Below are 26,498 nucleotides of genomic sequence, written 5' to 3' on the forward strand. Positions count from 1 at the left end.
GCCTCCGTGACCGACGTGGACGCCGTCTTCCGGGCCCTGGCGGACCCGACCCGGCGCCGGATCCTCGACCGGTTGCACGAACGGGGCGGGCAGACGCTCGGCGAGCTGTGCGGGGACGTGGAGATGAGCCGGCAGGCCGTCTCCAAGCACCTGGCACTGCTGGAGTCGGCCGGGCTGGTGTCCGCCCTGCGCCGGGGCCGGGAGAAGCTCCACTTCCTCGACCCGGTGCCCATCCAGGAGATCCACGACCGGTGGATCGGGAAGTTCGAGCGAGCCCGGGTGCAGGCGATCAGCGACCTGCGCGCGGCGCTGGAGGACAACGATGACGACGACCGAGCAGAGTGACGCGACCTACGTCTACACGACCTACATCCGCAGCACGGCGGAGCAGGTGTTCCGGGCGCTGACGACGCCCGAGTTCACCATGCAGTACTGGGGCGGCGCCGAGCTGACCTCGGACTGGCGGGTCGGCAGCAGGCTGGAGGCCATCCACCCCGACCGGGACGACTTCATCGGCGAGATCCTCGCCGTCGAGCCGCCGGGCCGGCTCTCCTACACCTTCACCGGGCGCTCCGAGGAGGCCGCGGGCCGGCCGCCGACCGTCGTCGAGTTCACGATCTCGCGGTTCGGCGACGAGGCCGTGAAGCTGCAGGTGGTGCACACCGGATTCACCGCCGACGACAAGGGTGCGGAGGACCTGCGCAACATCGGCGAGGGCTGGCCGGCGATCCTCGCCGGGCTCAAGACGCTGCTGGAGACCGACCGGCCGCTGGCCGGGCCCGGGCACTTCGCCCCGCGGACCCCGGCGCGCGCCTGACCGGGCCGCGACGCCGGGTGCTCAGGTCCCGCCGAACAGGCGCGCCCACCATCCACGACGGGCCGGCGCGCCGTCGCCGGCTCCGGCGGGCGCCGGGGCGGCGGGGCCGGTCCGCCGGCGGGCGGCGCGCCGCTCGGCCCAGCGGGCGACGACCTCGTCGGCGTCGAGCCGGCGGATCGGGACCCGCGGCCCCATCGGGTGCCGCATGTGGTCGACGACGCGACCGTTGACCTCCTCGACGTGCTCGCGGACGCGACGCTCGTCGGCCAACCGGGCCACGGTGTCGTCGATCCGGTCGAGCTCCTTGCGGAGCTGGATCGACGGCGGCAGCATCGCCTCGCCCGAGATCCCCTCCCGTTCGAGGTAGCCGCGGATCCACCAGTTCTCGTCGACCGGACCCGTTCTCCCGGCGCCGGGCAACGGCCTGCCCTTGCCCGGCAGGTCGTCGAAGGCGCCGCGCTCGGTGGCCTCCCGGATCGTCCGGTCGATCGCGGACTCGTGACGCGGATCCACGGTGTTCATCGCCGATCACCCCGCCGCCGACGGTACGGCGATCGACCCGTTCCTGTCAGGGGTCGGGTGGATGCTCACGGCATGACTCCGACAGAGCGGCCCGCCGGCCTCACCGACACCTCGCGTGCCCTCGACCTCGCCCAGCACTACCCGGGCCGGCGCGCCGGTCACGTCGCCGCGCACGTCCGGGCGGCGGGGCACCCGGACCGCACCTGGCGGCTCGGCGCGGACGGCGAGCACCGCGCCGCGCACCTGCTCGAACGGCTCACCGGCCGCAGCCGGCGCGACCGGCTGCTGCACCGGCCACCCCGCTGGCGGGTGCTGCACTCGGTCCCGCTGGACGACGGCGCGGCCGATCTCGACCACGTGCTCTTCGGCCCGCCGGGGATCTGCGTGATCCACACCCGGCAGCACCGGCACCGCAGGGTGCTGCTGGACGGCGACCGGCTCGTCGTCGCCGGTGTCCGCACCGACGCGGTGTCCCGGGCCCGGGCCGAGGCGGAACGCGTCCGTGACCTGCTGCTACCGCAGCTCGACCCGCGGGACGCCGGAGCCCCGGTGCGCGCCGTGATCGCGGTGATCGGGACACCGGTGCGGGTGCGCCGCTGGCCCTACGACGTGGTCGTCGCGACCGAGACCGCCCTGGTGCCCGCGCTGCGCGGGCTCACCCCGGTGCTGGACGCCCGCGCGGTGGAGCGGATCCACGAGGTGGCCCGCCGCCCGGGGAGCTGGTCGTGAGTGAGGACGCCTCCGGGCCGGGACGGCCTGACGTGCACTACGCCACCGACCCCTTCCCCGCGGACGGCCGGGTCACCATGCTCGGCCGGTGAGCTCCACCGCCCCGGCCGGCGCCCCGGTCCCCGCACCGGAGCGGACGGCGGCCGCCGCCCCGGCGACGACCCCGGGAGTGGCCTCCCCGGGTGGCGCCCGGGGCGGGTCCGGTGACGTGCGGCTGCACGCCGTTCCGCTGGATCTCGACCTCCCGGTGGCCGACGTGGTGCGCCGGCTCGCCCACCGCGACCGGGTCACGGCGTAGTCGGGGAGCTGGTCTCCGGGATCGCTGGTCACCTGCGACCCGGTGGTGACCGCCGCGCACGGCGCCGATCCGTTCGCGGTGCTCGGCGCGGTACGTCCGGTGGAGCCGGACCCCGCGCACCCCCGGGCGGTCGGCGGCGGCTGGTTCGGGTTCCTCGACCACGCCCCGCCCGGCTCGCGGCCGGACGCGGTGCTGGCCTGGTACCGCGACGTCCTGCGGCACGACGGCGAACGGTGGTGGTTCGAGGCCCTGGCCCGTGGTGACCACGCCCGGGCGCATCCGGACCGCGCCTCCGCGGAGGACCGGCTCGCCGGCCTGCTCGACGACCTCGCCCGGCCCGCCCCGGACCGCGGCGCGCGGGTCGAGGTCACCCGGTGGCCCGACCGGGACGTCCACCTGGCCGCGGTCGAGCGCTGCATCGGCGAGATCCGCCGCGGCGAGATCTTCCAGGCCAACATCGCCACCGAGCTGGAGCTGCGGCTGCACGGCGGCGCCCACGAGGCGTGGGCCCGGCTCGTCGAGTCCGGCCCGCCGGCCCGGGCCGCTCTGGTCGCGAGCCCGGGACGGACGGCGGTCAGCGCGAGCCCGGAGCTGTTCCTGCACCGCGACGGTGCGGACGTCCGCACCGACCCGATCAAGGGAACCCGGCCGCGCACCGGCGCCGACGACGAGGCCGAGCGGCGACGGCTCGCGGGCTCGGTCAAGGACGCCGCCGAGAACGTGATGATCGTCGACCTGATGCGCAACGACCTCGCCCGGGTGTCGGTGCCGGGCGGTGTGCGGGTCGGCCGGCTGCTCACCGTCCAGCCGCATCCCGGGGTCTGGCACCTGGTCTCGCAGGTGCACGGCACCCTGCGCGCCGGGGTGACCGACGCCGACCTGCTCACCGCCACGTTCCCGCCCGGCTCGGTGACCGGCGCGCCGAAGGTCCGGGCCTGCCAGGTGATCGCCGACTGCGAGGCCCGCGACCGCGGGCTGTTCACCGGGGTGATGGGGTGGGCGAGCCCGCTGGCCGGGCTGGACCTCAACGTCGCGATCCGCACGCTCGATCTCGGTCCCGCCGGCGCCGACGGCACCCGGCCCGGCCGGCTCGGTGTCGGCGGCGGGATCACCGTGGACTCCGACCCCGCCGAGGAGTGGGCCGAGTGCCTCACCAAGGTCGCACCCGTCCTCGCCGCGCTGGACGCCGGACCGGTTCCACCGGCCCCCGCCGTCACCCGCCCCGCCGACCGCGCCGCCGGGATCTTCGAGACGCTGGCCTGCACCGACGGCCGGCTCGCCCGGGTCGGTGAGCACGCCGCCCGGCTGCGGCGGTCCTACCTCGCCGTCACCGGCCGGGTGCTGCACGCCCCGCTCGAGACCGAGCTCGCCCGGGCGACCACCGGGCTCGCCGGCCACCACCGGGTCCGGGTCGACGCCGACCCCGCCGACCCGGACCGGGTCACCGTCCGCGCGACACCGTGGAGCGGGCCGGAGCGGCTCGACCGGCAGCCCGGCCTGGTCCTCGAGGTCCGCCGCACCACCGACGGGGAGCGGCACAAGTTCGCCGACCGCGGCCGGCTCGACGCGCACGAGGCGGCCGTCGCCGCGGGACGGACACCGCTGCTCGCCGACCCGGCCGGGCTGGTGCTGGAGTCGACCCGGTGCGCCGTCGTCGCCGTCCACCGTGGACGGTTGTGGGTGCCGCCGCTGGACGGCCGGATCCTGCCGGGCACGGGGCGGCGCGCCGTGCTCGACGGGGTCGGCCCCGGCGCGGTCCGGATCGCGCCGCTGCCGCTGGCGGCCCTCCCCGGGACGGACGGGCTGTTCCTGGTCAACGCGCTGCGCGGGATCCGCTGGGTACGGGAGGTCCACGAGGGACACGGCGCGGTCGCGCGATGGCCGGCGCCGGATCCGCTGACCCGGCGGCTGGAGCAGGTCGTCACCGGCGGGCGTCACTGATCGCCGCGCGACCGGCGCGTGGGCCGGATCGCCCGGAACGGTGCCGAAGTGCGGGGATCCCGGCCGCGCACGACACTGCTCCGCGATGAACGACTTCCCGCAGGGCTTCTTCGACCGCGCCGACGACACCGCGGACCGCGAGTTCTACCTGCCGTCGCGGTTCGTCCAGCACATCGACGACGGCGCGATCGCGGCGGCGGGCGCGTTCTACGCCGGGATCGGGGTGACCGGGCGGGTGCTGGACCTGATGTCGTCCTGGGTGTCGCACCTGACCGTGCGCCCCGAGCACCTGACCGTGCTCGGGATGAACCGCGCCGAGCTCGCCGCGAACGAGATGGCGCACGAGCGCGTCCGGCACGACCTCAACGCCGACCCGGTGCTGCCCTTCGACGACGGTGCGTTCGACACCTGCGTCTGCACCGTGTCGGTCGACTACCTGACCGACCCGGTGGCGGTGTTCGCCGAGGTGGGACGGGTGCTGCGCCCGGGTGGGACGTTCGCGTGCACGTTCTCGAACCGCTGCTTCCCCACCAAGGCGGTCCGTGGCTGGCTCGCCTCGGACGACGCGACGCGGGTCCGGATCGTCGGCGAGTACTTCCGGCGCAGCGGCGCCTTCGCGGTGCCCCAGGCACTCGCCTGCGACACCCCGCCCGGCGGCGACCCGCTGTACGCGGTCTGGGCCACGACTCCTACCGCTCCAGGAACCGCAGCACCGCGGCCGTGAACTCCGCCGGGCGCTCCATGTTCGGGTAGTGCGCCGCGCCGGGGACGGTGACCAGCTCGCCGTCGGGCACGGCGGCGACCGCCCCGGCGACGGCCCGGTGGTGGTCGCCGCTGTCCAGCTCGCCCACGACCCCGAGCAGCGGCACCCGCAACGTCCCGGCCCGGGCGGCCGCGTCGGCGACGAACTCGATCGGTGGTCCCGGCACCGTCGGGTCCTCGGGCAGATGGTGGGCGAGCAGGTCGACCGCCATCTGCCGGACCTCGTCGAGCACGAGCGGATCGACCTCCCCGCCGTCCCGATGGGGCCCCGGGACGAACCGCAGGAACGCCTCGACCCAGCCGTCCGCGTCGAGCGCCTGCTGGGTGCGGGCCCACTCGGCGAACACCCCGAGCGTCCACGGATCGGTGAACTCCGGCGCACCGATCCCGGTCCCGGCGACGACGATCCGGTTCACCAGGTCGGGCCGCTCCAGCGCGGTGTCACCCGCGACCCGGCCGCCCAGCGACAGTCCGATCAGGACCGTCGGGCCGGCGTCGAGATGCTCCAGGAGTCGCGCGAGGTCGTCGTGCGGGCGGAACGGGCCGTCCGGTGTGGACGACGCCCCGTGCCCGCGGGTGTCCGGGACGATCAGCCGGTGCTCCCCGGCGAGCGCGTCCACCTGCCGGGCCCACATCCGGCCGTCGACCCCACCCCCGTGCAGCAGCACCAGCGGCGGGCCCGCGCCGCGCGGACCGAGGTCGCGATAGGCGACCCGGCCACCGGGCACGGGCAGGAAGGACGGGGCGGACAGCGCGGTCATCATGACAACCAAGGTGTCACCTCCTCACGCCGATGACAACCAGGGTGTCATACTTGGGCGATGACGGACCTGGACCGGACGGCCGAGCGGCTCGCCGACGTCTACCTGCTCATCGGCCCGCTCTACCGGCGCGTCCTGCGCGAGGTCGAGGAGGCCGCACCGAGCAACCGGGTGTCCGCCGGCGTCCGTGCCGTGCTGGACCAGCTGCGCCGCAACGGCCCGATGACCGTGCCGGAGATCGGCCGCTCGCAGTCGCTGAGCCGCCAGTTCGTGCAGCGGATGGTCGACGGCGCGCTCGACGCCGGGCTGGTCGAGCGCGCGGACAACCCGCGGCACCGCCGGTCGAAGCTGATCGCGCCGACCGCGGCGGGCACGGCGGTGATCGACGACGTGACCGGCCGGGAGCACGAGCGGCTGCGCGGGGTCGCGGAGCTCGTCGACCCCGGCGACGTCGAGGCCACGATGCGGGTGCTCGCCGTCATGGTCGACTCGCTGGCCGAGCTGGAACCCGAGAAGCTCGAGAGGTGAGACCGTGTTGACCGGCGGGGCGGGACGACGGACGATCGCCGCGAGGCCGACCCCACACCGACGGCGGTGCGCATGACCGAGACCTTCACGCTCCACGGCCGCGACGGCACCGCCGTCACCACCTATCGGTGGCTCCCCGACGGCGACGTGCGCGGGATCGTGCAGGTCACGCACGGCATGGGCGAACACGCGCTGCGTTACGTGCCCCTCGCCGAGGCGCTGACCGCGCACGGGTTCGCCGTCTACGCCCAGGACCAGCGCGGGCACGGCGCCACCGCGGGCGGCCCGGAGGGCTACGGCGCGCTCGGCGACGACGGCTGGTCGCAGCTGCTGTCCGACATCGGTGTCCTGGGCGATCTGGCCCGTGCCGCGCACCCGGGCGTCGGGCTGGTGCTGCTCGGGCACAGCATGGGCTCGTTCGCCGTGCAGCAGTACCTGGTCGCCGACGCGACCCCGCCGGACGCCGTCGTGCTGTCCGGGACCGCGCTGCTCGACCTGATGGAACCCGGGGTGGACCCGTCCGTCCCGATGGATCTCTCGTCGTTCAACGCGCCGTTCGAGCAGCGCACCGGGTTCGAGTGGCTGTCCCGGGACCCGGCCCAGGTCGACGCCTACGTCGGCGACCCGCGGTGCGGGTTCGGGCTCGACGTGCCGGGCACCCGGGCGATGTTCGCCGGGGCGCGCCGGCTGGCCGATCCGGTGGTCCTGAAGCAGGTCGCCGGCGGCCTGCCGGTGTACGTCGTCGTCGGCGACCAGGACCCGGTGAACGCCGGCCTGACACTGGTCCACCCGCTCGTCGAACGTCTCGCCGCGGCCGGGCTGCGCGACGTGACGCTGCGGATCCGGCCGGGCGCCCGGCACGAGGTGTTCAACGAGACCGACCGCGACGACGTCGTCGCGGACCTGCTGGGCTGGCTGGACCGGGTGGCGCCGGGGACGAGGGGAAACGGGTAGTGCGCGTCGACACCACCGGCGGCTTCGACGCCGGCCCGCTGGAGACCGAGACCGCGGCGATCGCCGCCGAGTCCGACGGCTACGACACCCTGTCGGCACCAGAGACCGCGCACGACGTGTTCGTCGCGCTCGCCCTCGCCGCCCGGGCGACCGGCCGGCTGCGACTGCAGTCCGCGATCGCCGTGGCGTTCGCCCGCAACCCGATGACGCTGGCCTACCAGGCCAACGACATCGCCCTGCTCTCCGGCGGACGGTTCGAGCTCGGCCTCGGATCACAGGTGAAGGCGCACGTGGAGCGCCGGTTCGGGATGCCGTGGAGCCGGCCGGCGGCACGGATGGAGGACTTCGTCCTGGCGCTGCGCGCGATCTGGAACGCCTGGGCCACCGGCGACCGGCTCCGCCACCAGGGCGAGTTCTACACCCACACGCTGATGACCGACTTCTTCTCGCCGGGACCTAACCCGCACGGGCCGCCGCCGGTGATGCTCGCCGCCGTCGGCGAGCGGATGACCGAGGTGGCCGGCCGGGTCACCGACGGGCTGCTCGCCCACTCGCTGACCACACCGTCCTACCTGGACGGGGTGACGCTGCCGGCACTGCGGCGCGGGCGCGGCCGTGCCGACCTCGACGGGTTCGACGTCTGCCTGCCGGTGTTCGCGGTGCTCGGCGCCGACGCGGTCGCGCGGGCGGGCGCCGAGGCCGGGGTGCGCCGGCAGATCGCGTTCTACGCCTCCACCCCGCCGTACCGCCCGGTCCTGGAGCACCACGGTCGAGGGGATCTCGCCGACCGGCTCAACCGGCTGTCCCGGCAGCAGGCCTGGGACGAGATGGCCGGGCTGGTCGACGACGACGTGCTGGATCTGTTCGCGGTGTCCGGCACCCCGGACGAGGTGGCCGACGGGATCGTCAGCCGCTACGGCGGGCTGGTCGGCCGGGTGTCGCTGAACACGCCGTACGACGCCGATCCCACGCTGGTCCTGCGGACCGCGGAGATCCTGCGCGCCGCCTGACCGAGCCGGGACACCCACGGGTGGATGGTGACCGGAGAGGACCGGTCACCATCCACCGTGGAGCCAGCGGGGTCCGGCTCAGCGAAGCCCCAGCTTGGAGGAGCAGGACGGCCACGCGCCCCAGCCCTGACCGGCCAGGACGTTCTCCGCGACGCGGATCTGCTCGGCCTTGCTGGCGTGGTGCGCCTGGCCGGAGCCACCGAAGGCCTGCCAGGTCGACGGCGTGAACTGCAGACCGCCGGAGAAGCCGTTGCCGGTGTTGGCGGCCCAGTTCCCGCTGGCCTCGCACTGGGCGAGCTGGTCCCACGTGGACTCGGGGGTGGCGGCGTTCGCGGTGCCGGCAACGGCCAGCGGGGCACCGACGGCGAGCGCGCCGGCGATCAGGGTTCCGACGACGCGGCCGCGAATGGACATACGGGTGCTGCTCATGTGTGTCACCTGTGTCCGGACCCACGGCTTTCCGGGCAGGGCCGTACGACGCGGGGAGCGACTACGGCGGCGGCACGAGAGATCGGCCGCGACCCGCGGCCCCGTCCTGTCCTCGAGGTTGAAAACCGGCCGGGAACCGTGGACGGGGCCGTGCTGGCGTGGCGGTTCCGGCGCTGGGGGCGTACTCCGGCCGAGGGGGCGGTCGAAGCGATTCCGAAGGTCGCCGACAACCCGAGATCGGGTCAAGCCGAGCGCCGGTGACCTATCACACGAGCATCACGAATCATGTCGCCTTCGCAGGTGGGCACGGGATTTCGAGGGTCCGGAACGATCTTCGCGGGATCTTGTTACTTTCGGAATGGAGACTTTGCAGCGGCGGATGCCGTTCGCGTCACGCCACGTGGATCAACGTTTTCTGCTCGCGGGCTGCTCCACCTTGCGCAGAGTGAATACCGCAATACGGACGACGAGCGCATCCACCAGCAACGCCCCGAACATCCACGGATCCAGCCACGCGTTCCACGGCTGCCCCTGCGCGACGGCGACGAGACCGGGCACCACGAACAGGGCGACCCCGAGCCCGCCGGCGACCGCCGCGGCGAGCAGGGCCGGGCCGTCCGCCCGTCGCACCACGAGCACGAGCGCCGCGATCGCGGCGATCGCCACGATGCCGTCCAGCGTGGCCAGCATCGGCGACGCCGCGCCGGTCCCGGCGACCAGCCGGGCGTGCACCGCCGCGGTCAGCACGAGCAACACGATCAGGATGCGGCGGCCGACGACCGGCCCGCGCTCGGTACTCATGGGCACAGTGTGGCGCTTCGCGCCTGTGAGTACTTTTCGTGGTCCCGACCACGAAAAGTACTCACAGGCGCGTCAGCGCACTCGCAGGACCAGCAGCCGGCACTCGACGTCCTGGCCGGACCGGTACGGGGCGACCTCGATCGACACGGCCTCGACGACGTCGCCGGCGCAGATCCGGTCCACCTCGGCCCGGTAGCCGCCGGACTCCCAGGCGTCGTCGAGGACCGTGGCCACCAGGTAGCCGCCGTGCCGGATCACCCGGACGAACTCGGACAGCGCGGACGGCCCGACGTGCGAGTGGGTCAGCGTGCCGACGCAGACGACGACGTCGTAGCTGTCGTCGGGCAGCTCCAGGGCCGCGGTCAGGTCGGCCTCGCGCAACTCCCGGTAGACGCCGGTGGCGCGGGCCCGCTCCAGCATCCCGGGCGAGACGTCCAGCCCGTCGATCGTGCCGACCCCACGCCGGGCCAGCTCGACGCCGACCAGCCCGGTCCCACAGCCCGCGTCGAGCATCTCGCCGGCCGTCCCGGCGGCGGCGACCACCGCGTCCGCGGTGACCGACGGCGCGACGTAGCCCTGCGCGTCCCCGGTGAGGTCGGCGTCGTAGGTCGCCGCCCACTCGTCGTAGAGGGCGCGGGCGTCGTCGGGGCCCGTCAGGCTGTAGGCGCGTTCGATGTGGGGGTCGCCCCCGGTACTCCTGGCCATCCGCCGATCATCGTCGAAGACCGGCGCCGCTGTCAGGTCAGCCGCGCAGCAGGCCCCGGCGCGGCGGGTCCGCCGCCAGGACCGACAGCGCGCAGAGCGCGCCCCACCCGGCCGCGACCACGGTGGCCTTCTCGCGGGCGTCCCGGTCCGGCAGCTGCGCGCCGAGCACGGCGACGTCGACGACGTCGGACGCGACCCGCACCGCGATCGCCGTCCTCAGCGGCGTCCCGGCGGGGGCGAGCAGCATCGCGAGCCCGGAGACGAGGTCGCGCCCGCCGATCGCCCGGGTGAGCGCCTGCTGCCCGGACGTCGGCTGCTCGTTCCCGGTCACCAGCTTCGTCGGGCGCAGGAACAGGTCGGGCTTGACGGTGATCGCCGCGCCGTAGGCGGCGGTGGCCGCGCCGAGCAGGCGCGGGATCCAGGTCAGGTCGCGTCGGGCCATGCGCCCGTCCTACCGCCTCGGGCCGCCCCGCGCGCGGTCAGCCGGACCGCTGTGCCGCCGCGCACGGCGGCAGCGGCAGCCGCCCACCGGCGAGGGTTCCGATCGCCAGCAACGCGCCCCACGGCCCGATCACCCAGATCGGCCAGAAGTAGGCCCCGCCCCCGCCGAGCGCCACCGCGGACCAGATCACCAGGCAGATGACGGAGGTGAGCGCCCACGAGCCCCAGGTCGCGGCGAGCGCCGCGCGCCGCGCCCGCTGCGGCGCAACGGGATCGGGCAGCCGCGGCAGGTCCGCCTGCACGGCGTCGAGATCCGACCGGGTCCGGGCGGCCGTGACCCGCCCGCTCCGGTCGGCGAACTCGGCCAGGTCCAGCCGCCCGTCCCCGACGTGCCGTTCGAGCAGCGCGATGACGCGCCTTCGCTCGTCGTCCCCGATCCGCAGGTCCGGCATGGCCGCCTCCTCAGTAATAGATATCGGCACTATCCGCTATCCGCCGGGGCCTCGCAACCGGGAATCTCGTCGAGGAAGGACAGGGCGGCCTCCGCGGAGACCCGGCGCCACGCCACCAGGGTGCGGTCGAAGTCGTCCGCCCCGTCCTGTTCGAGGCGCAGCGCCGCCACGATCGGCTGCAGCGCACGACGCTGCGCCGCGACCAGCTCCGCCGGGCCCACTCCGCGCCGGTGCAGCACCGCCAGCTTCAGGAGGAACTCCGAGCGCAGGTCCCGCACGTGCGGCACGGGAGCGGTGAGCCAGCACGCCACCCGTTCGGCGCCCTCGCCGGTCGAGGCGTAGAGGGTCCGGGGCGGACCGCCCCCGGTCTCGACGGCCTCGGCACTCAGCAGGCCGGCGTCGACCAGGCGGCCGATCGCCCGGTAGACCACCGGCCGCGGGATCTGCCAGACCCGCCCCAGGGCGCCGTCGGACGCGGTGAGCGCGGCGATCGCGAACCCGTGCACCGGACGCTCGGCGGCCACCGCGAGCACCACCCATTCGGCGAGGCCGATCCGGGGGCCGGTCCCGCCCCGCTCACCGGCGTATCCCTGGCCGCCCATCCGGCCAGCGTAGGGGCGTCGCAGGCTCCTGACTCCGTCGCCGTCTCTCATCGAGACGGACGAACGGCCCCGTTCCGTGGAACGATCCCCGGAGCTCCCGACGACCGTGACCAGGAGGCACACATGATCCTCATCGTCCTGCGCGCCCAGATCCGGCCGGACAAGCGCGCCGAGTGGCTGTCCGGGATCTCCGAGTACAAGAGCAACGTCAACTCGGAGCCGGGCAACATCTCGTTCGACTACCACGAGAACCTGGAGAAGGAGAACGAGTTCGTGATCGTGGAGGTGTTCCGCGACGGCAAGGCCGGCGAGGAGCACGTCAACACCGACCACGCACAGAAGTTCTTCCCCTTCATGTCCACGGTGGTCTCCGCGAAGCCGGAGATCAACTTCCAGAACGTCGACGGCGACGCCTGGAGCGAGATGGCCGAGGTCACCCCCCAGTAGGGCGAATGGAGTAACAGGCCGGCGGGGTGGGTGCGAGACACAGAGGTACCCACCCGCCGACGTCTCCGGAGTGCTCGATGGCCGTTCGCCAGCCCGCCCGCCTGATCCTCGACGCCGGCACCCGCGCGGCCGCCGTGCCGCTGCGCGGGCTGGCCCGGCTGCGGAGCCGGCCCGCGCGGTACGCGATCGGGCCGGACGCGGACGCGCAGCGCAAGTACGGCGCGGTGATGGACACCCTCGCCGGACGCCGGTTCCGGCGCGTCCTGGAGGTCGGCTGTGGCGAGGGTGAGCTCAGCGCGCGGCTCGCCGGGCACGCCGGCTCGCTGCTCGGGGTCGACCTCGACGCGACGGCCGTCGGGCGGGCGGCGCGCCGGGTTCCCTCGGGGACCTTCGTGCGGCGCGCACTGCCGCACGGGATGCCCGGCGGGACGTTCGACCTGATCGTCTGCGCGGACGTCCTGCACCACTGGGACCCGGTGAGCCTGCGGGTCGGCGTCGCGGCGCTCCTCGACCGCCTGGAGCCCGGCGGCGCGCTGCTGGCCTACCACTCCCGGCAGGCCTCCCGCCCCGGAGCAGCCGACCGGGCACACCGGACGCTGCGCGCGACGGCCGCCCTCCGGGGGCTCGGGATCGAGCGGCGGGAGATCGGGGCGCCGGGCCCCGACGGAGCGCATCTCGATCTGATCGTCAGCCCGCTCCCGGCCACCGGTGGCGGCGTCGCCGGGGTACCCGCGCCACGCCGCCCGGTCGCCGTCACCCCCGCCGGATCCCCCCGGACCTGACCCGGCGGGGCCCGTCCGGCGGGCACGGCCGTCCCCCGGTCGGCCGTGTGGGCCGGGGCGATCCGGACCTGCCGGGAGCGGCCCGAGCCCGGCTACCGTCGCCGTTCATGGCGCCCGACTCGCACGGTCCGGCCGGCACGACCGACGCGCAGCGGGTGGTCACGATCCCGGAGCTGAGCGCACCCAGCTACCTGCAGGCGGTGCTGTCGGTCGCCTACAAGGACGAGCACAACAGCGTCCCGCTGACCGTCGCGACGCCGGCCGGGCTCGTCTTCGGGAACGCGCTGCACCCCGCCGCCTGGCTGCGCCGGCTCGGTGAGCAGCTCCGCCACCTCACGGCCGACGACCCGCTGAACGAGTCGGCGGAGGCCATGGCGGAGATGTTCGACGACCTGGCCGACGGGCGGGGCGACGAGAACCCGGAGTGGAACATCCCGGTCGCCGACATCCGCTGGATCTACTTCGCCGACGCGCTGGTCGTCTCGGCCGGGGGCGGTCAGCCGAGCTACACGGTCCCGGCATGCTGGCAGGTCGCCTTGCGGGACGTCACCGGCTGGACGATCGGGCTGCCACCCACGTAGCCGTCCCGCCGGACCACCAGGCGCCCCCAGTGGCGCAGGTCACACCCTCGGATCCGTGAGGACGGCCGCCCGGACGGCATCCCACAGACGAACGCCGGAACGACGGGGCGCCGCACGGAGCACCGTGCGGCGTCCTGGTCCCGGGTGACCCGACCAGGAGGCTTCGTCAGATGAGCACCACGACCACGTCCGGCTCGACCGCCCCGGCCCCCACCGGCGCGCCCTCGGCGCTGCAGTCCGACCACGGCAGCACCCGGATCTCCGAGGCCGTCGTCTCCAAGATCGCCGGACTGGCCGCCCGCGAGGTCAGCGGCGTGCACGCCCTCGGCGGCGGCACCGCGCGGGCGCTCGGCGCGCTCCGCGGGCGCATCCCCGGCGCCGCGACCAACGCCTCCTACGGCGTGGCCGTCGAGGTCGGCGAGAAGCAGGCCGCGATCGACATCAACGTCGTCGTCGAGTACGGGGTCTCGATCGCCGACCTGGCCCGGACCGTGCGCCGCAACGTCATCACCGCGATCGAGCGGATGACGGGGCTCGAGGTCGTCGAGGTCAACATCGCCGTCGACGACGTCCGCCTGCCCTCGGACGACGGCGGCGACGCCCCCGAGCCGAAGAAGCTGGACGCGTCGCCCCGGGTGGCCTAGCGGCCGCGTGAGTGCTTTTCGGGGCCGGGACCCCGGAAAGTACTCACGGGCGCGAAGCGCTCGTGAAGGTGCCGGCGATCCGCAGCCCGGCGCCGCCGGCCATCCGCAGCAGCCCGGCCATCGCGACGACGAGGCCGACCATCTCCAGGGTCTCCTCGGCGCCGGAGACGAGGACGTAGTCGAAGGCGGTGCCGTCCCCACCGGAGGCGTCGAACATCGCGCCACCGACGGCCTCCAGCCCGACCGCGCCGAAGACGAACAGCGTGGCGCCGGCGGCGACGATCAGGCCGCCGGGGCGGCGCAGCAGCATCGGCGCGCAGAGCAGCGCCACGACCGCGACCAGGAACACCGCCGGGATGATCCAGGCGTAGGTCAGCAGCCCGCTGGTCCCGAACGTGGTGTGGATGATCCAGCCGACCTGCTCGTGGTTGGCCGCGGTCTCGTCCATGGCGACGACCGCGCAGCAGATGCTGAGCAGGATCCAGCGCCAGCGCTCGCGGCGCACCGAGTTCGCCGCGATCAGCGCCAGCAGACCGGCGTTCACCAGGTGCAGCGCGGAGCTGAACCAGGTGGAGACGTTCAGCTCGGCGCCGAGCCGGATCGCCTCCGGGATCTGGAAACCCGGCCGGCCGATGCCGTAGACCGCCGCGGCGAAGTGGGCGACGGCGAGCACGGTGACGACCGCCGCCGCGGTGGTCACGATCCCGGACGGACGCAGCAGCGCCAGGTGCGGCGCCGCGGCCGGGGCCGCCGGCTCGGGCGACGGCTCCACCGGTGCCGGTGTCCCCGCTCCCGGCGTCGGCGGGGTGGCGTCCGGGACCCGGGGGATCACCGCGGTGACCGGATCCTCGTCCGCGTTGCGGGCCTGGTGCGAAACGGTCATGTCCCCCTCCTTCGACGCCCCCTGCGATCCGTCTGAGCGCACGCGTCGCTCCGACGACCGTCAGGTGGCTGTCAGGTAAACGAGCATGATCCCGTACGGGTACGCGACCGTCCCGCGAAGCGCCGCCGCTACGACCAGGAACGGGCCGAGCGGGTCGCCCAGTACCGCTCGGGCGGCTCGGCCAGTGCGGCCAGCTCGTCGTCCACACCGGAGGGCAGGACGAGCTCCGCACCGGCGACGTTGCTCGCCAGCTGCGCGACGGAGACCGGCCCGAGCAGCACCCGCCGGGCCCACGGCCGGGCGAGTGCGGCCGCGACCGCGAGCCGGTCCAGCGGCACCCCGGCCCGCTCGGCCAGGTCCGCGGCGGCCCGTGCGCCGTCGGTGCCGTCGCCCCCGCCGGGGGCGAGCCGGCCGTTCGCGAAGACCTCCTTGACGATCACCCGGGCACCGGCGTCGGCGGCCTCGGCCAGCGCCGGGCCGGCCGAGGGCTCGAGCGGGTTCCAGGTCGACTGGAACGAGGTGAACAACGGCTCGCCGTCCACCCGCACCTCCAGCGCCCGGCGGACGGCGTCGCCCTGCGCGGGCCCGGAGGTGGAGATCCCGACCCGGATGCCCTCGTCGCGCAGGTGGGCCATCGCGCGGTGCACCCGGGCGTCGTCGAGCACGCCGGTGTCCACCGTGGCCGAGTGCACGTGGTAGACGGCGAGCCGGTCGCCGATCAGCTCGTGGGTGAGCGCGTACTGCTCGGTGAAGGCCTGCAGCGAGTGGTCCTTGATCTCGTGCGTCGCGGCGTCCATCCGCCAGCCGCCGACGTAGCGGTACCCCCACTTCGAGCCGATCTCGACGTCGTCGACCTCCGGGTGGTCGGCGAGCCAGCCGGCGAGGAACTCCTCGGCGCGGCCGTACGAGCGGGCGACGTCGAGGTAGCGGATCCCCGCCGCGTACCCGGCGTCGAGGAGCTCGCGGGTCCGGGCGCGCAGGGTCCCGACCCCGCGCTCGTCGCCCAGGTCGCCGGAGCGACCCGAGGTGATGTAGGCGGGGCGGGCGATCGCGGCGAGGCCGAGGCCGAGCCGGGCGGCGGGGTCGGACATGGGGACAGCCTGCCCGGACCGCGGGGGAACCCGCCCACCGGTCGCCGGGCAACACCTGTTGCATCGACCGGTCCGGACTCCTACCTTCTGGAGTCATGCAGACGCACGGCTGGGTCCTGCTGCTCGCCCAGCTGCCGGCGTCCCCGTCGAGCCCGCGGGTGACGCTCTGGCGGCGGGCCCGCGCCGCGGGTGCGGTCGGCCTGCAGAACGGCGCCTGGGTGCTCCCCGGCACCGAGGAGAACCGCGAGTTCTTCGACGGTCTGGCCGGCTACGTGCGCGAGCACGGCGGCACGGCGTACGCGCTGACCGCCACCGCCGGCGCCGCCGCCGGGTCCTCCGGGGACGACGAGATCGTCGCCCGGTTCCGCGCGGAGCGCTCCAAGGAGTTCACCGAGTTCGCCGAGCGTGGCGCCGCGCTGCTCGCCGAGCTGGAGAAGGAGTCGGCCCGGGACAACTTCTCGTTCGCCGAGCTGGAGGAGAACGAGCAGGGCCTGGAGCGGCTCACCGGCTGGCTGGCCCGCATCTCCGCCCGGGACTTCTTCCCCGACGAACACCTCAAGGACGCCGAGGACCTGCTGGAGCGGTGCCGGCGCGCGCTGGACGGGTTCACCGCCGGCGTCTACCGGGCGGAGGGCGTCGCACCCGACGTGCCGCCCCGCGACGAGTGACCGGCGCGCACGCCGCGGACCCCGAGACCGTCGTCCGGGACCTCGGCGCCGACCTCGGGACCGGGCTGAGCAGCGCCGACGCGGCCACGCGGCTCGCCGAACACGGCCCGAACCGCTGGGTCTCCCCGCGCCGGGTGACGTTCTGGCACGTGCTCGCCGACGAGGTCACCGAGCCGATGATGCTGCTGCTGGTCGCGGTGGCGGTGCTCTACGGCTTCTGGGGGCGCCCGGAGGACACCGTCGCGGTCGTCGTGATCATCGCGGTGGTCGTGCTGGTCGAGGTGTTCGCCGAGTTCCGCGCGAAGTCGGTGGTGGCCGCGCTCGGCGAGCTCACCGCGCCGACGACACAGGTGTTGCGCGACGGCCGGACGGTGTCGGTCCCGATCGGGGACCTCGTCCCCGGCGACGTCGTTCCGCTGGCCGAGGGCACCCGGGTACCTGCCGACATCCGGCTCACCGAGACCTGGGGGTTGCGGGTCGACGAGTCCGCGCTCACCGGGGAGCCGGTCGCCGCGGGAAAGGACGCCCGCCGGGTCCTGGACGACGGCGCCGGGGTCGGCGACCGGGCGAACGTGGCCTTCGCCGGCACGACGGTGGTCGGCGGCCGCGGCCGCGGGGTCGTCGTCGCGACCGGCACGGCGACCGAGCTCGGCCGGATCACCGGCCTGGTCCTGGCCGCGAAGCCGCCGCGGACCGCGCTGCAGCAGGCCATGCGCGACCTGTCGGCGGCGCTCGCCACGCTGGCGATCGCGTTCTCGGTCCTGGTGCCGCTCATCGGGGTCCTGACCGGTCAGCCGTGGCGGGAGATGGTCCTGACCGGGCTGACCCTGGCGTTCGCCACGATCCCCGAAGAGCTGCCGATCATCATCACGCTGGTGCTGGGGCTCGGTGCCCACCGGCTGTCCCGGCGCCGCGGGCTGGTGCGGCGGCTGCGGGCGGCCGAGACGCTCGGGACCGTCACCGTGCTCGCCACGGACAAGACCGGCACGCTGACCGAGAACCGGATGGCCGTGGCCCGGCTCGAGGCGTCCGGCGGGTCCGCCGACGAGCTGGTGGCGCTCGGCGCCGCCTGCACCGAGGCGACCCGCGAGCCGGACGGCGGCTGGTCCGGCGACCCGACCGACGTCGCGTTCCTGGTCGAGGCCCGTGACCGCGGGCTCGCCGCACCGGAGGAGCCGGTGCAGCGCTTCGCCTTCGACCCGGTCGAGGCCACGATGACCGTCGTCCTGCCCGGCGGCCGGGTGATCACGACCGGCGCGCCGGAGGCGGTGCTGGCCCGCTGCTCCCTCGCCGTCGCCTACCGGGCGGCGCTGCTGCACCGCGCCACGGAGCTGGCAGGCCGCGGACTGCGCGTCATCGCCGTCGCGACCCGCATGGTCGGCGAGGCGCAGGCGTCCGGTGACCGGGCGGACCTCGAACGGGAGATGGAGTTCGCCGGGCTCGCCGGGCTCGCCGACCCGCCCCGGGCCGGCGCGGCCGATGCGGTCGCCGCGGCACAGCGGGCCGGGATCCGGGTCCTGATGATCACCGGCGACCACCCGGCGGCCGCCCGGGCGATCGCCGGCGAGGTCGGGATCTCCGGCGACCTGCTGACCGGACGGCAGCTGGACCAGCTCGACGACCGGGCGCTGGCCGTGGCCCTGCCGCACACCGGGCTGTTCGCCCGGGTCTCCCCCGAACACAAGCTGCGGCTGGTCGAGGCCCTGCAGCGGGCCGGGCAGGTCGTCGCCGTGACCGGCGACGGGGTGAACGACGCCCCGGCCCTGGCCCGCGCGGACGTCGGCGTCGCGATGGGGGCCTCGGGCACCGACGTCGCCCGCGACGCCGCCGACCTGGTGCTCGCCGACGACGACGTGGCGACCCTGGACCGGGCGCTGCGCGAGGGCCGCACGCTGCACGACAACCTGCGCAAGGGCGTGAAGTACTACCTGGCCTGCAAGGCCGGGCTGATCGCGACGGCCGCGGTGGGCGTCGTGGCCGGGCCGGCCGTGCCGTTCACGCCGATCCAGATCGTGGTGCTCGAGCTCTACATGGACATCGCGGGCAGCGCCACGTTCGCCGCCGAACCGGCCGAGGCCGACGCCATGGACCGCCCGCCGCGCGATCCGGCGGACCGGTTCCTGGACCGGCCGCTGGTCGGCGAGCTGCTGGCCGGCGGGGCGTCGCTGTTCGTCGCGGTCGGGGGCGTCTACCTCGGCGCGGCGTTCGCCGGTGTCCCCACGCCCGCCGCGCAGACCTGCGCGTTCGTGGCGTGGATGTCGGGCTACCTCGCACTGGCCTGGGTGATGCGGACCGAGCGCACGCCGCTGTCGGTGGCAGGGCTGCGGTCCAACCGGTTCCTCCCGCTGTGGACGGTGGTCACGGCGGTCTCGCTGGTCGTGATCATGGGCCTCCCGTTCCTGCGGGAGACGTTCCGGCTGGTCCCGCTGACCGGCGCGCAGTGGGCGGTCGCGGTGGGCGTCCCGATCGTCGCGGTGTCCTGGATCGAGGTGCGGAAGGCCGTCCGGGCGCGGCACGCGCGCTGAGACACGAGTGCCCCCGGGACCCAGAGGGTCCCGGGGGGCACGTCGAGGATCGGGCGTGGATCAGCCGACGGTGTCGCCGGTCTCGGCGACCTGCGCGCAGCTGCCGGACTGGTCGGTGGCCGAGTCACCGGACACGCTGGTCGCGTCGCCGGCGGCGCCGAGGGCGCCGGTGAGGCCGTTGAGCAGCGCGCCGCTCTCCAGCAGGCCCTGGCCGCCCAGCACGTTCACCGGGATGTTGTTGTTGCAGACCTGGACCGGCACGGTGACGTTGTTGCCGCTCAGGCCGGACACCAGGCCCTTCGAGTCCTTCTCGATCGCGTTGCCGCCACCGTGGTGCGCAGCCTCGCCGGTGCCACCGGCGAACGCCAGCGGGGAGACGGCGAGCAGCGTGGCGGCAGAGGCCGCGACGACGATTCCAGCCTTCTTCAGCACAGTTCTTCTCCTACAGCGAAATCGATCCGCCCACGACGACGGACCGGGTCCTGCCGGCACCGACAATGCGGGGAGCGCGTGGCCGGCTGGAACGAAGATAACCGCCGGCGGGTGCCGTCATTATTTGCGTGAGTACATCGGGTCGCACAATTACTCTACGTACGGTTACTCGCCCGATGTGATGATCATGTCCGGGCGGGCCCGGACACGGGCGTACCCCGGGACCGTACGGTCCCGGGGTACCCCCGACGATCCAGAAAGTGGATCAGTCGACGATCGCGTCGCCGGAGGCCGACTCCTGCGCGCAGGCGTCGGACTGGTCGGTGACCGAGTCGCCGGACTTGGCGACGGCGTCGCCGCCCAGAACGCCGGCCGCACCGGTCAGGCCGTTGCCCGCCGCCGCGTCCTCGACCGGGACCTGCACACCCAGCACGTTCACCGGAACGTTGTTGTTGCAGGCCTGGACCGGGGTGCTGATGTTGTTGCCGTTGGCGCCGGCGATCAGACCCTTGGCGTCCTTGTCGATCACGTTGTCGCCGGCGAACGCCAGCGGGGACAGGGCGAGCAGGGACGCAGCGGAGGCCGCCACGACGATTCCAGCCTTCTTCAGCACAGTTCTTCTCCTGATGAGTCGCGGGCCCGAATTGGACCCCGGCACCTGCCGGCACGTTGGACAAGAAGCGGGGAGCCCGTACCGGCTGATCAGAAGATATCCCGTTCGAAATGCGCGCCACAAATCCCGGAACACCATCGTGCGTCAAGATCACTTTGCGTATGGTTATTCACCATTTCAGTGGATCTTGGATGTGATCGACATCTCATGATCGGCTGTTCGCCGCACCCGCGCACCCCCGAACGGCTGACCCGATCACACGCAGGGTGATCATGCGAAGACCCGGGTCCAGTCGTCCCGCATGCTGATCACCGGCCAGCCCTCGCCGGTCGCCCGGGCCAGGGCGTCCTCGGCCCCCGCGCTGTAGTCGTACTCGCGCTCGGCGTCGTCGTGCCGCAACAGCAGCCGCAGTGCGGGTCCGTCCGACCGCCCGGTCCAGGCGAGCATCGGCAGGTCCCCGTTGGAGTTGCCGACCGCGAGGACCGGACGGCGCCCGATCCGGCTCCAGATCCGGACCGGCTTGTCCCGGCCGTCGTCGAAGACGTCCATCTCGGACTTGTAGACCAGCTCGGTGTCGCGGTAGCGCAGCCCCAGCGCGCCGCCGACGACCCGCTCCGGGGGCACCCCGTAGAGCGTGTCCGCGACGTGCCGCACGAAGTCCCGGTCGCCGCCCGAGGCGACGTAGCAGGTGAACCCGTGCGCCTCGAGGTAGTGCACCAGCTCGACCATCGGCGCGTACCCGCAGTGGCGCTGCAGCCGCCCCAGCTCCGGATGCTTCGCCTCGGCGAAGAAGTCCGCGACGAGCCGGTCGTACTCCTCCACGGTCACCGGGCCGAACGCGGCGGTGACCGCGGCACCGAGGACGTGGAGGTCGGTGTCGTCGCCCCGGTAGTGCTTGGTCATCGCCTCACCCAGCCACCACAGGTCTCCGGTGGCGGCGGCGCGGTAGGGCTGGTGCCCGGCCAGCCCCGGGGTGGCCTCGGCGATCTCGGCCAGCCGGCGGAGGGTGAAGTCGAGCTGGACGGGCATCGGCTTCTCGCACCAGAGCGTCCCGTCGTTGTCGAACACCGCGACCCGGGCCTCGCGCTCGACGTGGTCCGGGCCCGGACCCGTGATCCGGGCCACGAAGTCCTCGATCGCCGCGCGGGCCGCACCGTCCCGCCAGGACCGCATCACCGGGCGGCCCGGCCGACGACGAGGCCGCCGACGTGCGGCGCCCGGTCGCAGTCCGTCCCCCCGGTGTTCCCGGCGTCGTTCGACCTCACGTCCGGCATGTCCGGCCTCCCCTCGGTGGATGGAGGGATCCTCTGGCGGGCGCCGGAGGTGCGGCATCCCCCGCGGTGGGTGACCCGGGAGGCGGCCCGCCCGTCTCACCCGGAGTGGGCGAGGCATCACAGCGCCCGACCAGGGACGTTCGGACCTGTGCACAATGGGCCGTTCGCCGGATACCGACGCTCCTGGTGGCGCCGCGATCTCCTCGCCGGGATCGCGACCGCCTGCGTGCTCCTGCCCCTGGCGATGGCGTACGCGACGATCGCCGGGTTGCCGGTCCAGGTCGGGCTGCTCACCTGCACGGTCCCGGTCGTGGTCTACGCCGTCCTGGGCGGCTCCCGGACACTCTCGGTCTCCACCACGTCGACGTCGGCGGTACTGACGGCCTCCACCCTGGTCGCGGCGGGCACCGCGGCCGCGAGCCCCGACCCCGCCCGCACCCTGGCCATGCTGTCCCTGCTGGTGGGGGCGATCCTGCTGGTCGGCCGGATGTTCCGGCTGGGCGGCCTGGTCGACAACGCCTCCGCGGCCACGCTGACCGGGATCCGGACCGCCGTCGGCCTGACCGTCGTCGCCGGTCAGCTGCCGGTCCTGCTCGGGGTCCCCGGCGACGCGGGCGACGGCACGGCGTCCTTCCTCCCGGCCGCCGTCCGGGCGCTGGCCGAGCGGGCCACCGGGGCGAACCTCGCGACGGTGCTGCTGTCGGTGACCACGCTGGCGCTGCTAGTCGGTCTGGCCCGCGGCCTGCCGCGGGTCCCGGGGCCGCTCGTCGCGGTGGTGGTCGGGATCGTGCTCGTCACCCACGGGCAGCTCGACGCGGCCGGGGTCGCCCTCGTCGACAGCATCCCCTCCGGGGTCCCGGTGCCGGTCCTGCCCGCGTTCGACGAGGCCGCCGCGCTGTTCCCGGGCGCGTGCACGATCGCGGTCATGGCGTTCCTGGAGAGCGTCGCCGCTGCCCGGACCGCGCGGCGGCCGGAGGAACCGCCGATCGACGACGACCGTGAGCTGGCGGCCGTCGGGCTGGCCTGCGCGGTCGGGGCGCTGTTCCGGGCCATGCCGGTGGCCGGCGGGCTCCCGCCGACCGCGAGCACCCGGCGATCCGGGGCCCGCAGCCAGCTCGGCGGCCTCACGACGGCCGCGCTCGCCGTGGGATGCCTGGTGTTCCTGGGCGGGGTGCTGGCCGAGCTGCCGCGGGCGACGCTGGGCTGTGTCGTGGTCCTCGCGGCGGCCGGGCTGGTCGCGCCGTCGGACTTCGTGCGGTTCTGGCGGGTGGACCGGTTCGAGTTCGGGGGCGCGGTCGTCACGGCGCTGGCCGGGGTGACGCTCGGGCTGCCGGCGGCGGTCCTGGTCGGGGTGTTGCTGATGCTCGCGACCCTGCTGCGGGAGCTGGGCGGGGTGGGCGTCACCGAGCTGGTCCCGGTCGGCCCGGGTCCGGACGAGCTGGTCGCGGCCGGCCGGGCCCCGCGCCGGCCCGGCCTGCTGGTGCTGCGGTTCGACGGACCGCTCTACACCGCCAACGTGCGCTCGGCGCAGCGCCGGCTGCTCGCCGCCGTCGACGCCGCGCCGGGGACCCGGACCGTGGTCGTCGACGCGTCCAGCCTGGCCGTCGTGTCCGTGACGGTGATCGAGGGGTTCGCCGACCTCGAGCGGGAGCTGGCCGCGCGCGGGGTCACCGCGTGGATCGCCGGGATCCCGCCGCGCTCGCTCACCGCGGTGCGCGCGACGCCGCGCTGGCACGAGCTGGCCGGGGCCGGGCGGCTCCGGCCCACCGCGCTGGCCGCCACCCGGGCGGTGTCGGGCCGGGAGTGAGTCCCCGGCCGGACGGCTGCGCTAGACGAGGCTGCGTTCCCGGGCGACCACGACCGCCGCCCGCCGGCTGTTCACCCCGAGCTTGCCGTAGATCGACCGGACGTGGGTCTTCACCGTGTTCGCCGAGACCGTGAGGTCGGAGGCGATCTCCTCGATCGACCGGTGAGACTGCAGCAGCGTCAGCACGGCGCGCTCGCGCTCGGTGAGCGCGGGGACCCCGGAGGTCTCGGGGCCCGCCGGCGCCCGCCGGACGACCAGCTCCACGAGCGGCTCCAGCTCGCGCCCGAACGTGCCGATGTGCTGGACGAGCAGGCCGATCAGCTGCGGGTCGGCATAGCGGAACGGCCGGATCAGGGTCCCCGGGGCGGCCAGCTCGAGCGCCTGCACGAGCCCGCGCCGGGCCGCGGCCACGCGGCCGACCGCGAGGTCGGCACCCGCCTGGACCAGCCAGGCGTCGACCCCGGTGGTCGGCAGCACACACGGCAGACCGTCGCGCAGGACCGGACCGAGCACGTCCCGCGCGGCGGCCGGCCGGCCGGCCAGCAGCCTCGCGTGCGCCCGCAGCACCAGGGGGTCCGCGGTCCCGGGCAACGCCCGCTCGGCCCACGTCACGATCTCGCGCAGGGTGGCGGTCCGGCGGTGCACGGCCGCGGGGTGGAACTCCAGCAGCCCGAGCGGGGCCATCCGCCCGGGCGGCCCGTCCTCCAGCTCGGTCCGGCACCGGCGCATCACCTCGAGCAGGGTGTCCGGGCTGCGTTCCCGATGTGTCCGGTCGAACTCGGCGACCGCGCCGAGCGCGTCGAGCACGAGGGCGGTGGCCCGGTCCGGCGACGTCCGTGCGGCCAGGCCCGCCGAGGCGATCTCGCCCGCGGCGGCCGCCGGCCGCAGGGAGACGATCTCGCTCATGGCGCACATCGAGTGGGCCTGGATCAGGGCCGGGATCTCCGACCACCCGCGCGCCCGTGCCGTGGCGATCGCGTTCCGCGCGCTCTGCACCATGGCCGGGTAGTCGCACTCGACGCCGCGCAGCAGCGCGAGGTCGGCGAGGACCCGGACGGCGAGGTACTCGAGGCGGTGCTCCTCGGCGAGGTCGAGGGCGGCGCCGAGCTCGTCGACGGCCGGTGCGGTCCGCTGCGCGAAGATCAGCGACCGGCCGCGGTCGGCGCGGGCCCAGGCCTCCAGCGCCGGGTCGCCGGGGACCGGCGTGCCGCCGGGCGGGTCGTCCGGGGCGGGCGGCGCACAGCACTCGGTGAGCAGGCCGATCTCGATCTCGACGAGGCGCTCGAACACGTCCAGGTCGGCGTCGGCCGGTCCGGCGGCCCCCGACGAACGCGCGGTGCGGGCCCGGGCGAGGTCGGCCCGCGCGAGGTCGGCCCGGCCGGCGCGGGTCCGGGCCGCCGCCGCGACCAGGCAGAGCCGTGGGGAGTCCCGGAGCCGGTGGTCGGGCAGCGCCTCGAGCGCGGCGCACAGCGCCTCGTGCTCGTGCGCGAGCAGGAGATCGACACCGGAGGACTGCAGGATCTCGGCCAGCAGCTCCTCGGCGGCACCCGCCCGGGCCTGGGACAGGGCACGCAGCGTGTCACCGCTGTCGGCGTACCAGCGGGCCGCCGCGGCGTGCAGCCGCCGCGCCTCGCCGGGGTTCTCCCGCTCGAGCTCGGCCGCGAGGTACGTGCGGAGCAGGCCGTGCAGCCGGTACGAGCGGCGCCCCGGCCCCACGCCGACGACGAGCGCGGTCTCCCGTTCCAGCCGGGCCAGCAGGCCGGCGGCGTCGTCCCGGCCGGCCAGCACGATCGCGAGGTCGACCGGGGTCTCGTCACCGATGCTGAGCAGGCCCAGGAGGTTCCGCAGCTCCGGCGGCACCCCGCTGAGCACCTCGTCGGCCAGGTAGTCCGCGACCGCACGGTCGGCGCCGGCGAAGTCGGCGACGACCCGGTCGGCGTAGTCCGAGCGCGCGGAGGCCCCGGGGCCGGGCCCGTCGACGCCCGGCCGATCGGCGTCGTCGATGTCGTCGATGCCATCGGCAGGTTCCGGGCGGCCGGCACCACCGGCGGGTCCGGCCCCCTGCAGCGAGATCGCCGCCAGCCGCAGGCCGGCCGCCCAGCCGTCGGTCCGGTCGACCAACGCGGCCGCCTGCTCCCGGGAGATGTCCACATCGGACCGTCGTAGTAGCTCGCGGGCGTCGGCGACGGAGAACCGCAGGTGCTCGGCGCGCAGCTCGGCCAGCCGTCCCTCCAGCCGTAGCCGGGGCAGCGGGAGCGGCGGGTCGAGCCGGGAGGAGAGGATCAGGTGCAGGTTCGGGGGCAGGTGCCGCAGGAGGAGATCGAGCAGGTGCCGCACCCCCTCGTCGCGGATCTCGTGCACGTCGTCGAGCACCAGGTGCACCGGGTCGGGGAGCACGTCCACCGCGTCGGCGAGGTCGCCGACCATCTCCAGCTCGTCACCCGCGGCGGGCGAGGACAGCCGGTGCAGCTCCGAGGACGCCGGGATCCCGGCGCACTGCCGGACCGCCTCGAGCAGGGCCGACCAGAAGCGGGACGTGTCGTCGTCCCGGTCGACGGTCACCCAGGCGATCCGGGCCGGGCCGTGCGTGCGCCGGGCCCAGTCGGCCAGCGCCTGGGTCTTGCCGCACCCGGCCGGCGCCGAGACCAGCAGGACCGGCCGCCGCGCCATCTCCGACAGGGTCGCGGTCACCCTCGGACGCGGGACGTGCGTCTCCCCGACCGTGGGCACCCTGATCTTCGCCCGCGGGACCCGGACCGCGGCCGGACGACCGCGGCCCGACCGGCGCGGGTCGGCGGCGGTCCTGCCGGACGTGCGCGGACGTGGGACGTCCGGCATGTCCGGTACGGCCTGGACCGGTCGCGCGTCGACGACCCCGCCGGTGTCGCGCCGAGACTCCATCGCCGCCACAGGACCTCCCGACCGACCGCAGTTCCCCGGGCGCTCCGGCTTCCCGGCGCCCGTCCGGGGCGGGCATTCCCCTGCCGAACGGTGACTTT

Annotated in this window: 30 protein-coding genes; 16 read left to right on the forward strand and 14 right to left on the reverse strand. The window is 74.9% G+C overall.

Annotated elements, in window-relative coordinates:
• Positions 1 to 6 precede the first annotated feature (6 nt).
• Both WIS52_RS16465 and WIS52_RS16470 read left to right on the forward strand, forming a co-directional pair.
• Positions 7 to 345 (forward strand): ArsR/SmtB family transcription factor, encoded by a 339-nt coding sequence (locus WIS52_RS16465; RefSeq protein WP_349299137.1) that lies wholly within the window; start codon positions 7 to 9, stop codon positions 343 to 345.
• Positions 323 to 817 (forward strand): SRPBCC family protein, encoded by a 495-nt coding sequence (locus WIS52_RS16470; protein WP_349299138.1) that lies wholly within the window; start codon positions 323 to 325, stop codon positions 815 to 817. The genes WIS52_RS16465 and WIS52_RS16470 overlap by 23 nt, the downstream gene beginning before the upstream one ends.
• Positions 818 to 838: 21 nt before the next feature.
• Here the strand turns inward: WIS52_RS16470 and WIS52_RS16475 are convergent, their stop codons facing one another.
• The gene (locus WIS52_RS16475; RefSeq protein ID WP_349299139.1) at positions 839 to 1,339 is read right to left on the reverse strand and encodes a DnaJ family domain-containing protein; all 501 of its coding nucleotides are present in this window, start codon (positions 1,337 to 1,339) and stop codon (positions 839 to 841) included.
• Between the two features lie 72 nt (positions 1,340 to 1,411).
• On the opposite strand from WIS52_RS16475, the gene WIS52_RS16480 reads away from it, so the two are divergent.
• From WIS52_RS16480 to WIS52_RS16495, 4 genes are all read left to right on the forward strand, one after another.
• Positions 1,412 to 2,068: a nuclease-related domain-containing protein gene (locus tag WIS52_RS16480; RefSeq protein ID WP_349299140.1), complete on the forward strand. Its 657-nt coding sequence runs from the start codon at positions 1,412 to 1,414 to the stop codon at positions 2,066 to 2,068.
• Positions 2,069 to 2,156: 88 nt separating this feature from the next.
• Positions 2,157 to 2,366 carry a hypothetical protein gene (locus tag WIS52_RS16485; protein ID WP_349299141.1) on the forward strand — a complete coding sequence of 70 codons (210 nt, stop codon included), beginning with the start codon at positions 2,157 to 2,159 and terminating at the stop codon, positions 2,364 to 2,366.
• A gap of 42 nt (positions 2,367 to 2,408) precedes the next feature.
• On the forward strand, positions 2,409 to 4,307 hold the full coding sequence (locus tag WIS52_RS16490) for a chorismate-binding protein (RefSeq protein ID WP_349299142.1): 1,899 nt from the start codon (positions 2,409 to 2,411) through the stop codon (positions 4,305 to 4,307).
• Positions 4,308 to 4,392: 85 nt separating this feature from the next.
• Positions 4,393 to 5,031, forward strand: coding sequence for a class I SAM-dependent methyltransferase (locus tag WIS52_RS16495; RefSeq protein WP_349299143.1), 639 nt, complete (start codon positions 4,393 to 4,395; stop codon positions 5,029 to 5,031).
• Here WIS52_RS16495 and WIS52_RS16500 read toward each other — a convergent pair.
• Positions 4,997 to 5,833 carry an alpha/beta fold hydrolase gene (locus WIS52_RS16500; protein WP_349299288.1) on the reverse strand — a complete coding sequence of 279 codons (837 nt, stop codon included), beginning with the start codon at positions 5,831 to 5,833 and terminating at the stop codon, positions 4,997 to 4,999. The two genes, WIS52_RS16495 and WIS52_RS16500, sit on opposite strands and share 35 nt — an antisense overlap.
• A 57-nt stretch (positions 5,834 to 5,890) precedes the next feature.
• On the opposite strand from WIS52_RS16500, the gene WIS52_RS16505 reads away from it, so the two are divergent.
• The 3 genes from WIS52_RS16505 to WIS52_RS16515 all read left to right on the forward strand — a co-directional run bounded on the left by WIS52_RS16505 (position 5,891) and on the right by WIS52_RS16515 (position 8,322).
• Positions 5,891 to 6,358: a MarR family winged helix-turn-helix transcriptional regulator gene (locus WIS52_RS16505; protein WP_349299144.1), complete on the forward strand. Its 468-nt coding sequence runs from the start codon at positions 5,891 to 5,893 to the stop codon at positions 6,356 to 6,358.
• A 72-nt stretch (positions 6,359 to 6,430) separates the two neighbouring features.
• Positions 6,431 to 7,312 (forward strand): alpha/beta hydrolase, encoded by an 882-nt coding sequence (locus tag WIS52_RS16510; protein WP_349299145.1) that lies wholly within the window; start codon positions 6,431 to 6,433, stop codon positions 7,310 to 7,312.
• Positions 7,312 to 8,322, forward strand: coding sequence for a TIGR03617 family F420-dependent LLM class oxidoreductase (locus WIS52_RS16515; protein ID WP_349299146.1), 1,011 nt, complete (start codon positions 7,312 to 7,314; stop codon positions 8,320 to 8,322). Before WIS52_RS16510 ends, WIS52_RS16515 begins: the two co-directional genes overlap by 1 nt.
• Positions 8,323 to 8,400: 78 nt before the next feature.
• On the opposite strand, the gene WIS52_RS16520 is transcribed toward WIS52_RS16515, so the two are convergent.
• From WIS52_RS16520 to WIS52_RS16545, 6 genes are all read right to left on the reverse strand, one after another.
• Entirely contained in the window at positions 8,401 to 8,751 is a 351-nt protein-coding gene (locus tag WIS52_RS16520; RefSeq protein WP_379611287.1) for a transglycosylase family protein, read from the reverse strand.
• Positions 8,752 to 9,156: 405 nt separating this feature from the next.
• Positions 9,157 to 9,552, reverse strand: coding sequence for a hypothetical protein (locus tag WIS52_RS16525; RefSeq protein ID WP_349299147.1), 396 nt, complete (start codon positions 9,550 to 9,552; stop codon positions 9,157 to 9,159).
• A gap of 72 nt (positions 9,553 to 9,624) precedes the next feature.
• Positions 9,625 to 10,257, reverse strand: a complete 633-nt coding sequence (locus WIS52_RS16530; protein ID WP_349299148.1) for a class I SAM-dependent DNA methyltransferase — start codon at positions 10,255 to 10,257, stop codon at positions 9,625 to 9,627.
• 37 nt (positions 10,258 to 10,294) lie between these two features.
• Complete coding sequence (locus WIS52_RS16535; RefSeq protein ID WP_349299149.1) at positions 10,295 to 10,699, reverse strand: hypothetical protein; 405 nt, start codon at positions 10,697 to 10,699, stop codon at positions 10,295 to 10,297.
• A 37-nt stretch (positions 10,700 to 10,736) separates the two neighbouring features.
• Positions 10,737 to 11,150, reverse strand: coding sequence for a DUF1707 SHOCT-like domain-containing protein (locus WIS52_RS16540; protein ID WP_349299150.1), 414 nt, complete (start codon positions 11,148 to 11,150; stop codon positions 10,737 to 10,739).
• Positions 11,151 to 11,179: 29 nt separating this feature from the next.
• Positions 11,180 to 11,752, reverse strand: coding sequence for a PadR family transcriptional regulator (locus WIS52_RS16545; RefSeq protein WP_349299151.1), 573 nt, complete (start codon positions 11,750 to 11,752; stop codon positions 11,180 to 11,182).
• Positions 11,753 to 11,875: 123 nt separating this feature from the next.
• Between WIS52_RS16545 and WIS52_RS16550 the strand changes: the two genes are divergently transcribed.
• From WIS52_RS16550 to WIS52_RS16565, 4 genes are all read left to right on the forward strand, one after another.
• The gene (locus WIS52_RS16550; RefSeq protein WP_349299152.1) at positions 11,876 to 12,199 is read left to right on the forward strand and encodes a putative quinol monooxygenase; all 324 of its coding nucleotides are present in this window, start codon (positions 11,876 to 11,878) and stop codon (positions 12,197 to 12,199) included.
• A gap of 77 nt (positions 12,200 to 12,276) precedes the next feature.
• Positions 12,277 to 12,981 (forward strand): class I SAM-dependent DNA methyltransferase, encoded by a 705-nt coding sequence (locus WIS52_RS16555; RefSeq protein ID WP_349299153.1) that lies wholly within the window; start codon positions 12,277 to 12,279, stop codon positions 12,979 to 12,981.
• 107 nt (positions 12,982 to 13,088) lie between these two features.
• A complete protein-coding gene (locus tag WIS52_RS16560) occupies positions 13,089 to 13,562 on the forward strand; it encodes a hypothetical protein (protein ID WP_349299154.1) in 474 nt (157 codons plus the stop codon).
• Between the two features lie 170 nt (positions 13,563 to 13,732).
• Positions 13,733 to 14,206: an Asp23/Gls24 family envelope stress response protein gene (locus WIS52_RS16565; RefSeq protein WP_349299155.1), complete on the forward strand. Its 474-nt coding sequence runs from the start codon at positions 13,733 to 13,735 to the stop codon at positions 14,204 to 14,206.
• A 43-nt stretch (positions 14,207 to 14,249) separates the two neighbouring features.
• Here the strand turns inward: WIS52_RS16565 and WIS52_RS16570 are convergent, their stop codons facing one another.
• The gene (locus WIS52_RS16570; RefSeq protein WP_349299156.1) at positions 14,250 to 15,089 is read right to left on the reverse strand and encodes a hypothetical protein; all 840 of its coding nucleotides are present in this window, start codon (positions 15,087 to 15,089) and stop codon (positions 14,250 to 14,252) included.
• 128 nt (positions 15,090 to 15,217) lie between these two features.
• Entirely contained in the window at positions 15,218 to 16,180 is a 963-nt protein-coding gene (locus WIS52_RS16575; RefSeq protein WP_349299157.1) for an aldo/keto reductase, read from the reverse strand.
• A 95-nt stretch (positions 16,181 to 16,275) separates the two neighbouring features.
• Between WIS52_RS16575 and WIS52_RS16580 the strand changes: the two genes are divergently transcribed.
• Together WIS52_RS16580 and WIS52_RS16585 are read left to right on the forward strand one after the other, a co-directional pair.
• Positions 16,276 to 16,848 carry a Chromate resistance protein ChrB gene (locus tag WIS52_RS16580; RefSeq protein ID WP_349299158.1) on the forward strand — a complete coding sequence of 191 codons (573 nt, stop codon included), beginning with the start codon at positions 16,276 to 16,278 and terminating at the stop codon, positions 16,846 to 16,848.
• Positions 16,845 to 19,373, forward strand: a complete 2,529-nt coding sequence (locus WIS52_RS16585; protein ID WP_349299159.1) for a cation-translocating P-type ATPase — start codon at positions 16,845 to 16,847, stop codon at positions 19,371 to 19,373. Before WIS52_RS16580 ends, WIS52_RS16585 begins: the two co-directional genes overlap by 4 nt.
• A 60-nt stretch (positions 19,374 to 19,433) precedes the next feature.
• On the opposite strand, the gene WIS52_RS16590 is transcribed toward WIS52_RS16585, so the two are convergent.
• The 3 genes from WIS52_RS16590 to WIS52_RS16600 form a co-directional block, all read right to left on the reverse strand.
• Entirely contained in the window at positions 19,434 to 19,805 is a 372-nt protein-coding gene (locus WIS52_RS16590) for a hypothetical protein (RefSeq protein WP_349299160.1), read from the reverse strand.
• A 265-nt stretch (positions 19,806 to 20,070) separates the two neighbouring features.
• Positions 20,071 to 20,418 carry a hypothetical protein gene (locus WIS52_RS16595; RefSeq protein WP_349299161.1) on the reverse strand — a complete coding sequence of 116 codons (348 nt, stop codon included), beginning with the start codon at positions 20,416 to 20,418 and terminating at the stop codon, positions 20,071 to 20,073.
• A gap of 270 nt (positions 20,419 to 20,688) precedes the next feature.
• Positions 20,689 to 21,591, reverse strand: a complete 903-nt coding sequence (locus WIS52_RS16600; protein WP_349299162.1) for an HAD family hydrolase — start codon at positions 21,589 to 21,591, stop codon at positions 20,689 to 20,691.
• A 249-nt stretch (positions 21,592 to 21,840) separates the two neighbouring features.
• On the opposite strand from WIS52_RS16600, the gene WIS52_RS16605 reads away from it, so the two are divergent.
• Entirely contained in the window at positions 21,841 to 23,499 is a 1,659-nt protein-coding gene (locus WIS52_RS16605) for a SulP family inorganic anion transporter (protein WP_349299163.1), read from the forward strand.
• Between the two features lie 21 nt (positions 23,500 to 23,520).
• Here the strand turns inward: WIS52_RS16605 and WIS52_RS16610 are convergent, their stop codons facing one another.
• The gene (locus tag WIS52_RS16610) at positions 23,521 to 26,400 is read right to left on the reverse strand and encodes a LuxR C-terminal-related transcriptional regulator (protein WP_349299164.1); all 2,880 of its coding nucleotides are present in this window, start codon (positions 26,398 to 26,400) and stop codon (positions 23,521 to 23,523) included.
• Positions 26,401 to 26,498 lie beyond the last annotated feature (98 nt).

It is taken from the genome of Pseudonocardia nematodicida (assembly GCF_040105385.1).
Classification (GTDB): Bacteria; Actinomycetota; Actinomycetes; order Mycobacteriales; family Pseudonocardiaceae; genus Pseudonocardia; species Pseudonocardia nematodicida.

Excerpts from the sequence above, each read along its gene's own strand:
- WIS52_RS16470 (WP_349299138.1), top strand. The coding sequence starts at position 323 with ATGACGACGACCGAGCAGAGTGACGCGACCTACGTCTACACGACCTAC.
- WIS52_RS16475 (WP_349299139.1), bottom strand. The coding sequence starts at position 1,339 with ATGAACACCGTGGATCCGCGTCACGAGTCCGCGATCGACCGGACGATC.
- WIS52_RS16480 (WP_349299140.1), top strand. The coding sequence starts at position 1,412 with ATGACTCCGACAGAGCGGCCCGCCGGCCTCACCGACACCTCGCGTGCC.
- WIS52_RS16495 (WP_349299143.1), top strand. The coding sequence starts at position 4,393 with ATGAACGACTTCCCGCAGGGCTTCTTCGACCGCGCCGACGACACCGCG.
- WIS52_RS16500 (WP_349299288.1), bottom strand. The coding sequence starts at position 5,833 with ATGATGACCGCGCTGTCCGCCCCGTCCTTCCTGCCCGTGCCCGGTGGC.
- WIS52_RS16505 (WP_349299144.1), top strand. The coding sequence starts at position 5,891 with ATGACGGACCTGGACCGGACGGCCGAGCGGCTCGCCGACGTCTACCTG.
- WIS52_RS16510 (WP_349299145.1), top strand. The coding sequence starts at position 6,431 with ATGACCGAGACCTTCACGCTCCACGGCCGCGACGGCACCGCCGTCACC.
- WIS52_RS16520 (WP_379611287.1), bottom strand. The coding sequence starts at position 8,751 with ATGAGCAGCACCCGTATGTCCATTCGCGGCCGCGTCGTCGGAACCCTG.
- WIS52_RS16525 (WP_349299147.1), bottom strand. The coding sequence starts at position 9,552 with ATGAGTACCGAGCGCGGGCCGGTCGTCGGCCGCCGCATCCTGATCGTG.
- WIS52_RS16530 (WP_349299148.1), bottom strand. The coding sequence starts at position 10,257 with ATGGCCAGGAGTACCGGGGGCGACCCCCACATCGAACGCGCCTACAGC.
- WIS52_RS16535 (WP_349299149.1), bottom strand. The coding sequence starts at position 10,699 with ATGGCCCGACGCGACCTGACCTGGATCCCGCGCCTGCTCGGCGCGGCC.
- WIS52_RS16540 (WP_349299150.1), bottom strand. The coding sequence starts at position 11,150 with ATGCCGGACCTGCGGATCGGGGACGACGAGCGAAGGCGCGTCATCGCG.
- WIS52_RS16545 (WP_349299151.1), bottom strand. The coding sequence starts at position 11,752 with ATGGGCGGCCAGGGATACGCCGGTGAGCGGGGCGGGACCGGCCCCCGG.
- WIS52_RS16550 (WP_349299152.1), top strand. The coding sequence starts at position 11,876 with ATGATCCTCATCGTCCTGCGCGCCCAGATCCGGCCGGACAAGCGCGCC.
- WIS52_RS16555 (WP_349299153.1), top strand. The coding sequence starts at position 12,277 with ATGGCCGTTCGCCAGCCCGCCCGCCTGATCCTCGACGCCGGCACCCGC.
- WIS52_RS16560 (WP_349299154.1), top strand. The coding sequence starts at position 13,089 with ATGGCGCCCGACTCGCACGGTCCGGCCGGCACGACCGACGCGCAGCGG.
- WIS52_RS16565 (WP_349299155.1), top strand. The coding sequence starts at position 13,733 with ATGAGCACCACGACCACGTCCGGCTCGACCGCCCCGGCCCCCACCGGC.
- WIS52_RS16570 (WP_349299156.1), bottom strand. The coding sequence starts at position 15,089 with ATGACCGTTTCGCACCAGGCCCGCAACGCGGACGAGGATCCGGTCACC.
- WIS52_RS16575 (WP_349299157.1), bottom strand. The coding sequence starts at position 16,180 with ATGTCCGACCCCGCCGCCCGGCTCGGCCTCGGCCTCGCCGCGATCGCC.
- WIS52_RS16580 (WP_349299158.1), top strand. The coding sequence starts at position 16,276 with ATGCAGACGCACGGCTGGGTCCTGCTGCTCGCCCAGCTGCCGGCGTCC.
- WIS52_RS16600 (WP_349299162.1), bottom strand. The coding sequence starts at position 21,591 with ATGCGGTCCTGGCGGGACGGTGCGGCCCGCGCGGCGATCGAGGACTTC.
- WIS52_RS16610 (WP_349299164.1), bottom strand. The coding sequence starts at position 26,400 with ATGGAGTCTCGGCGCGACACCGGCGGGGTCGTCGACGCGCGACCGGTC.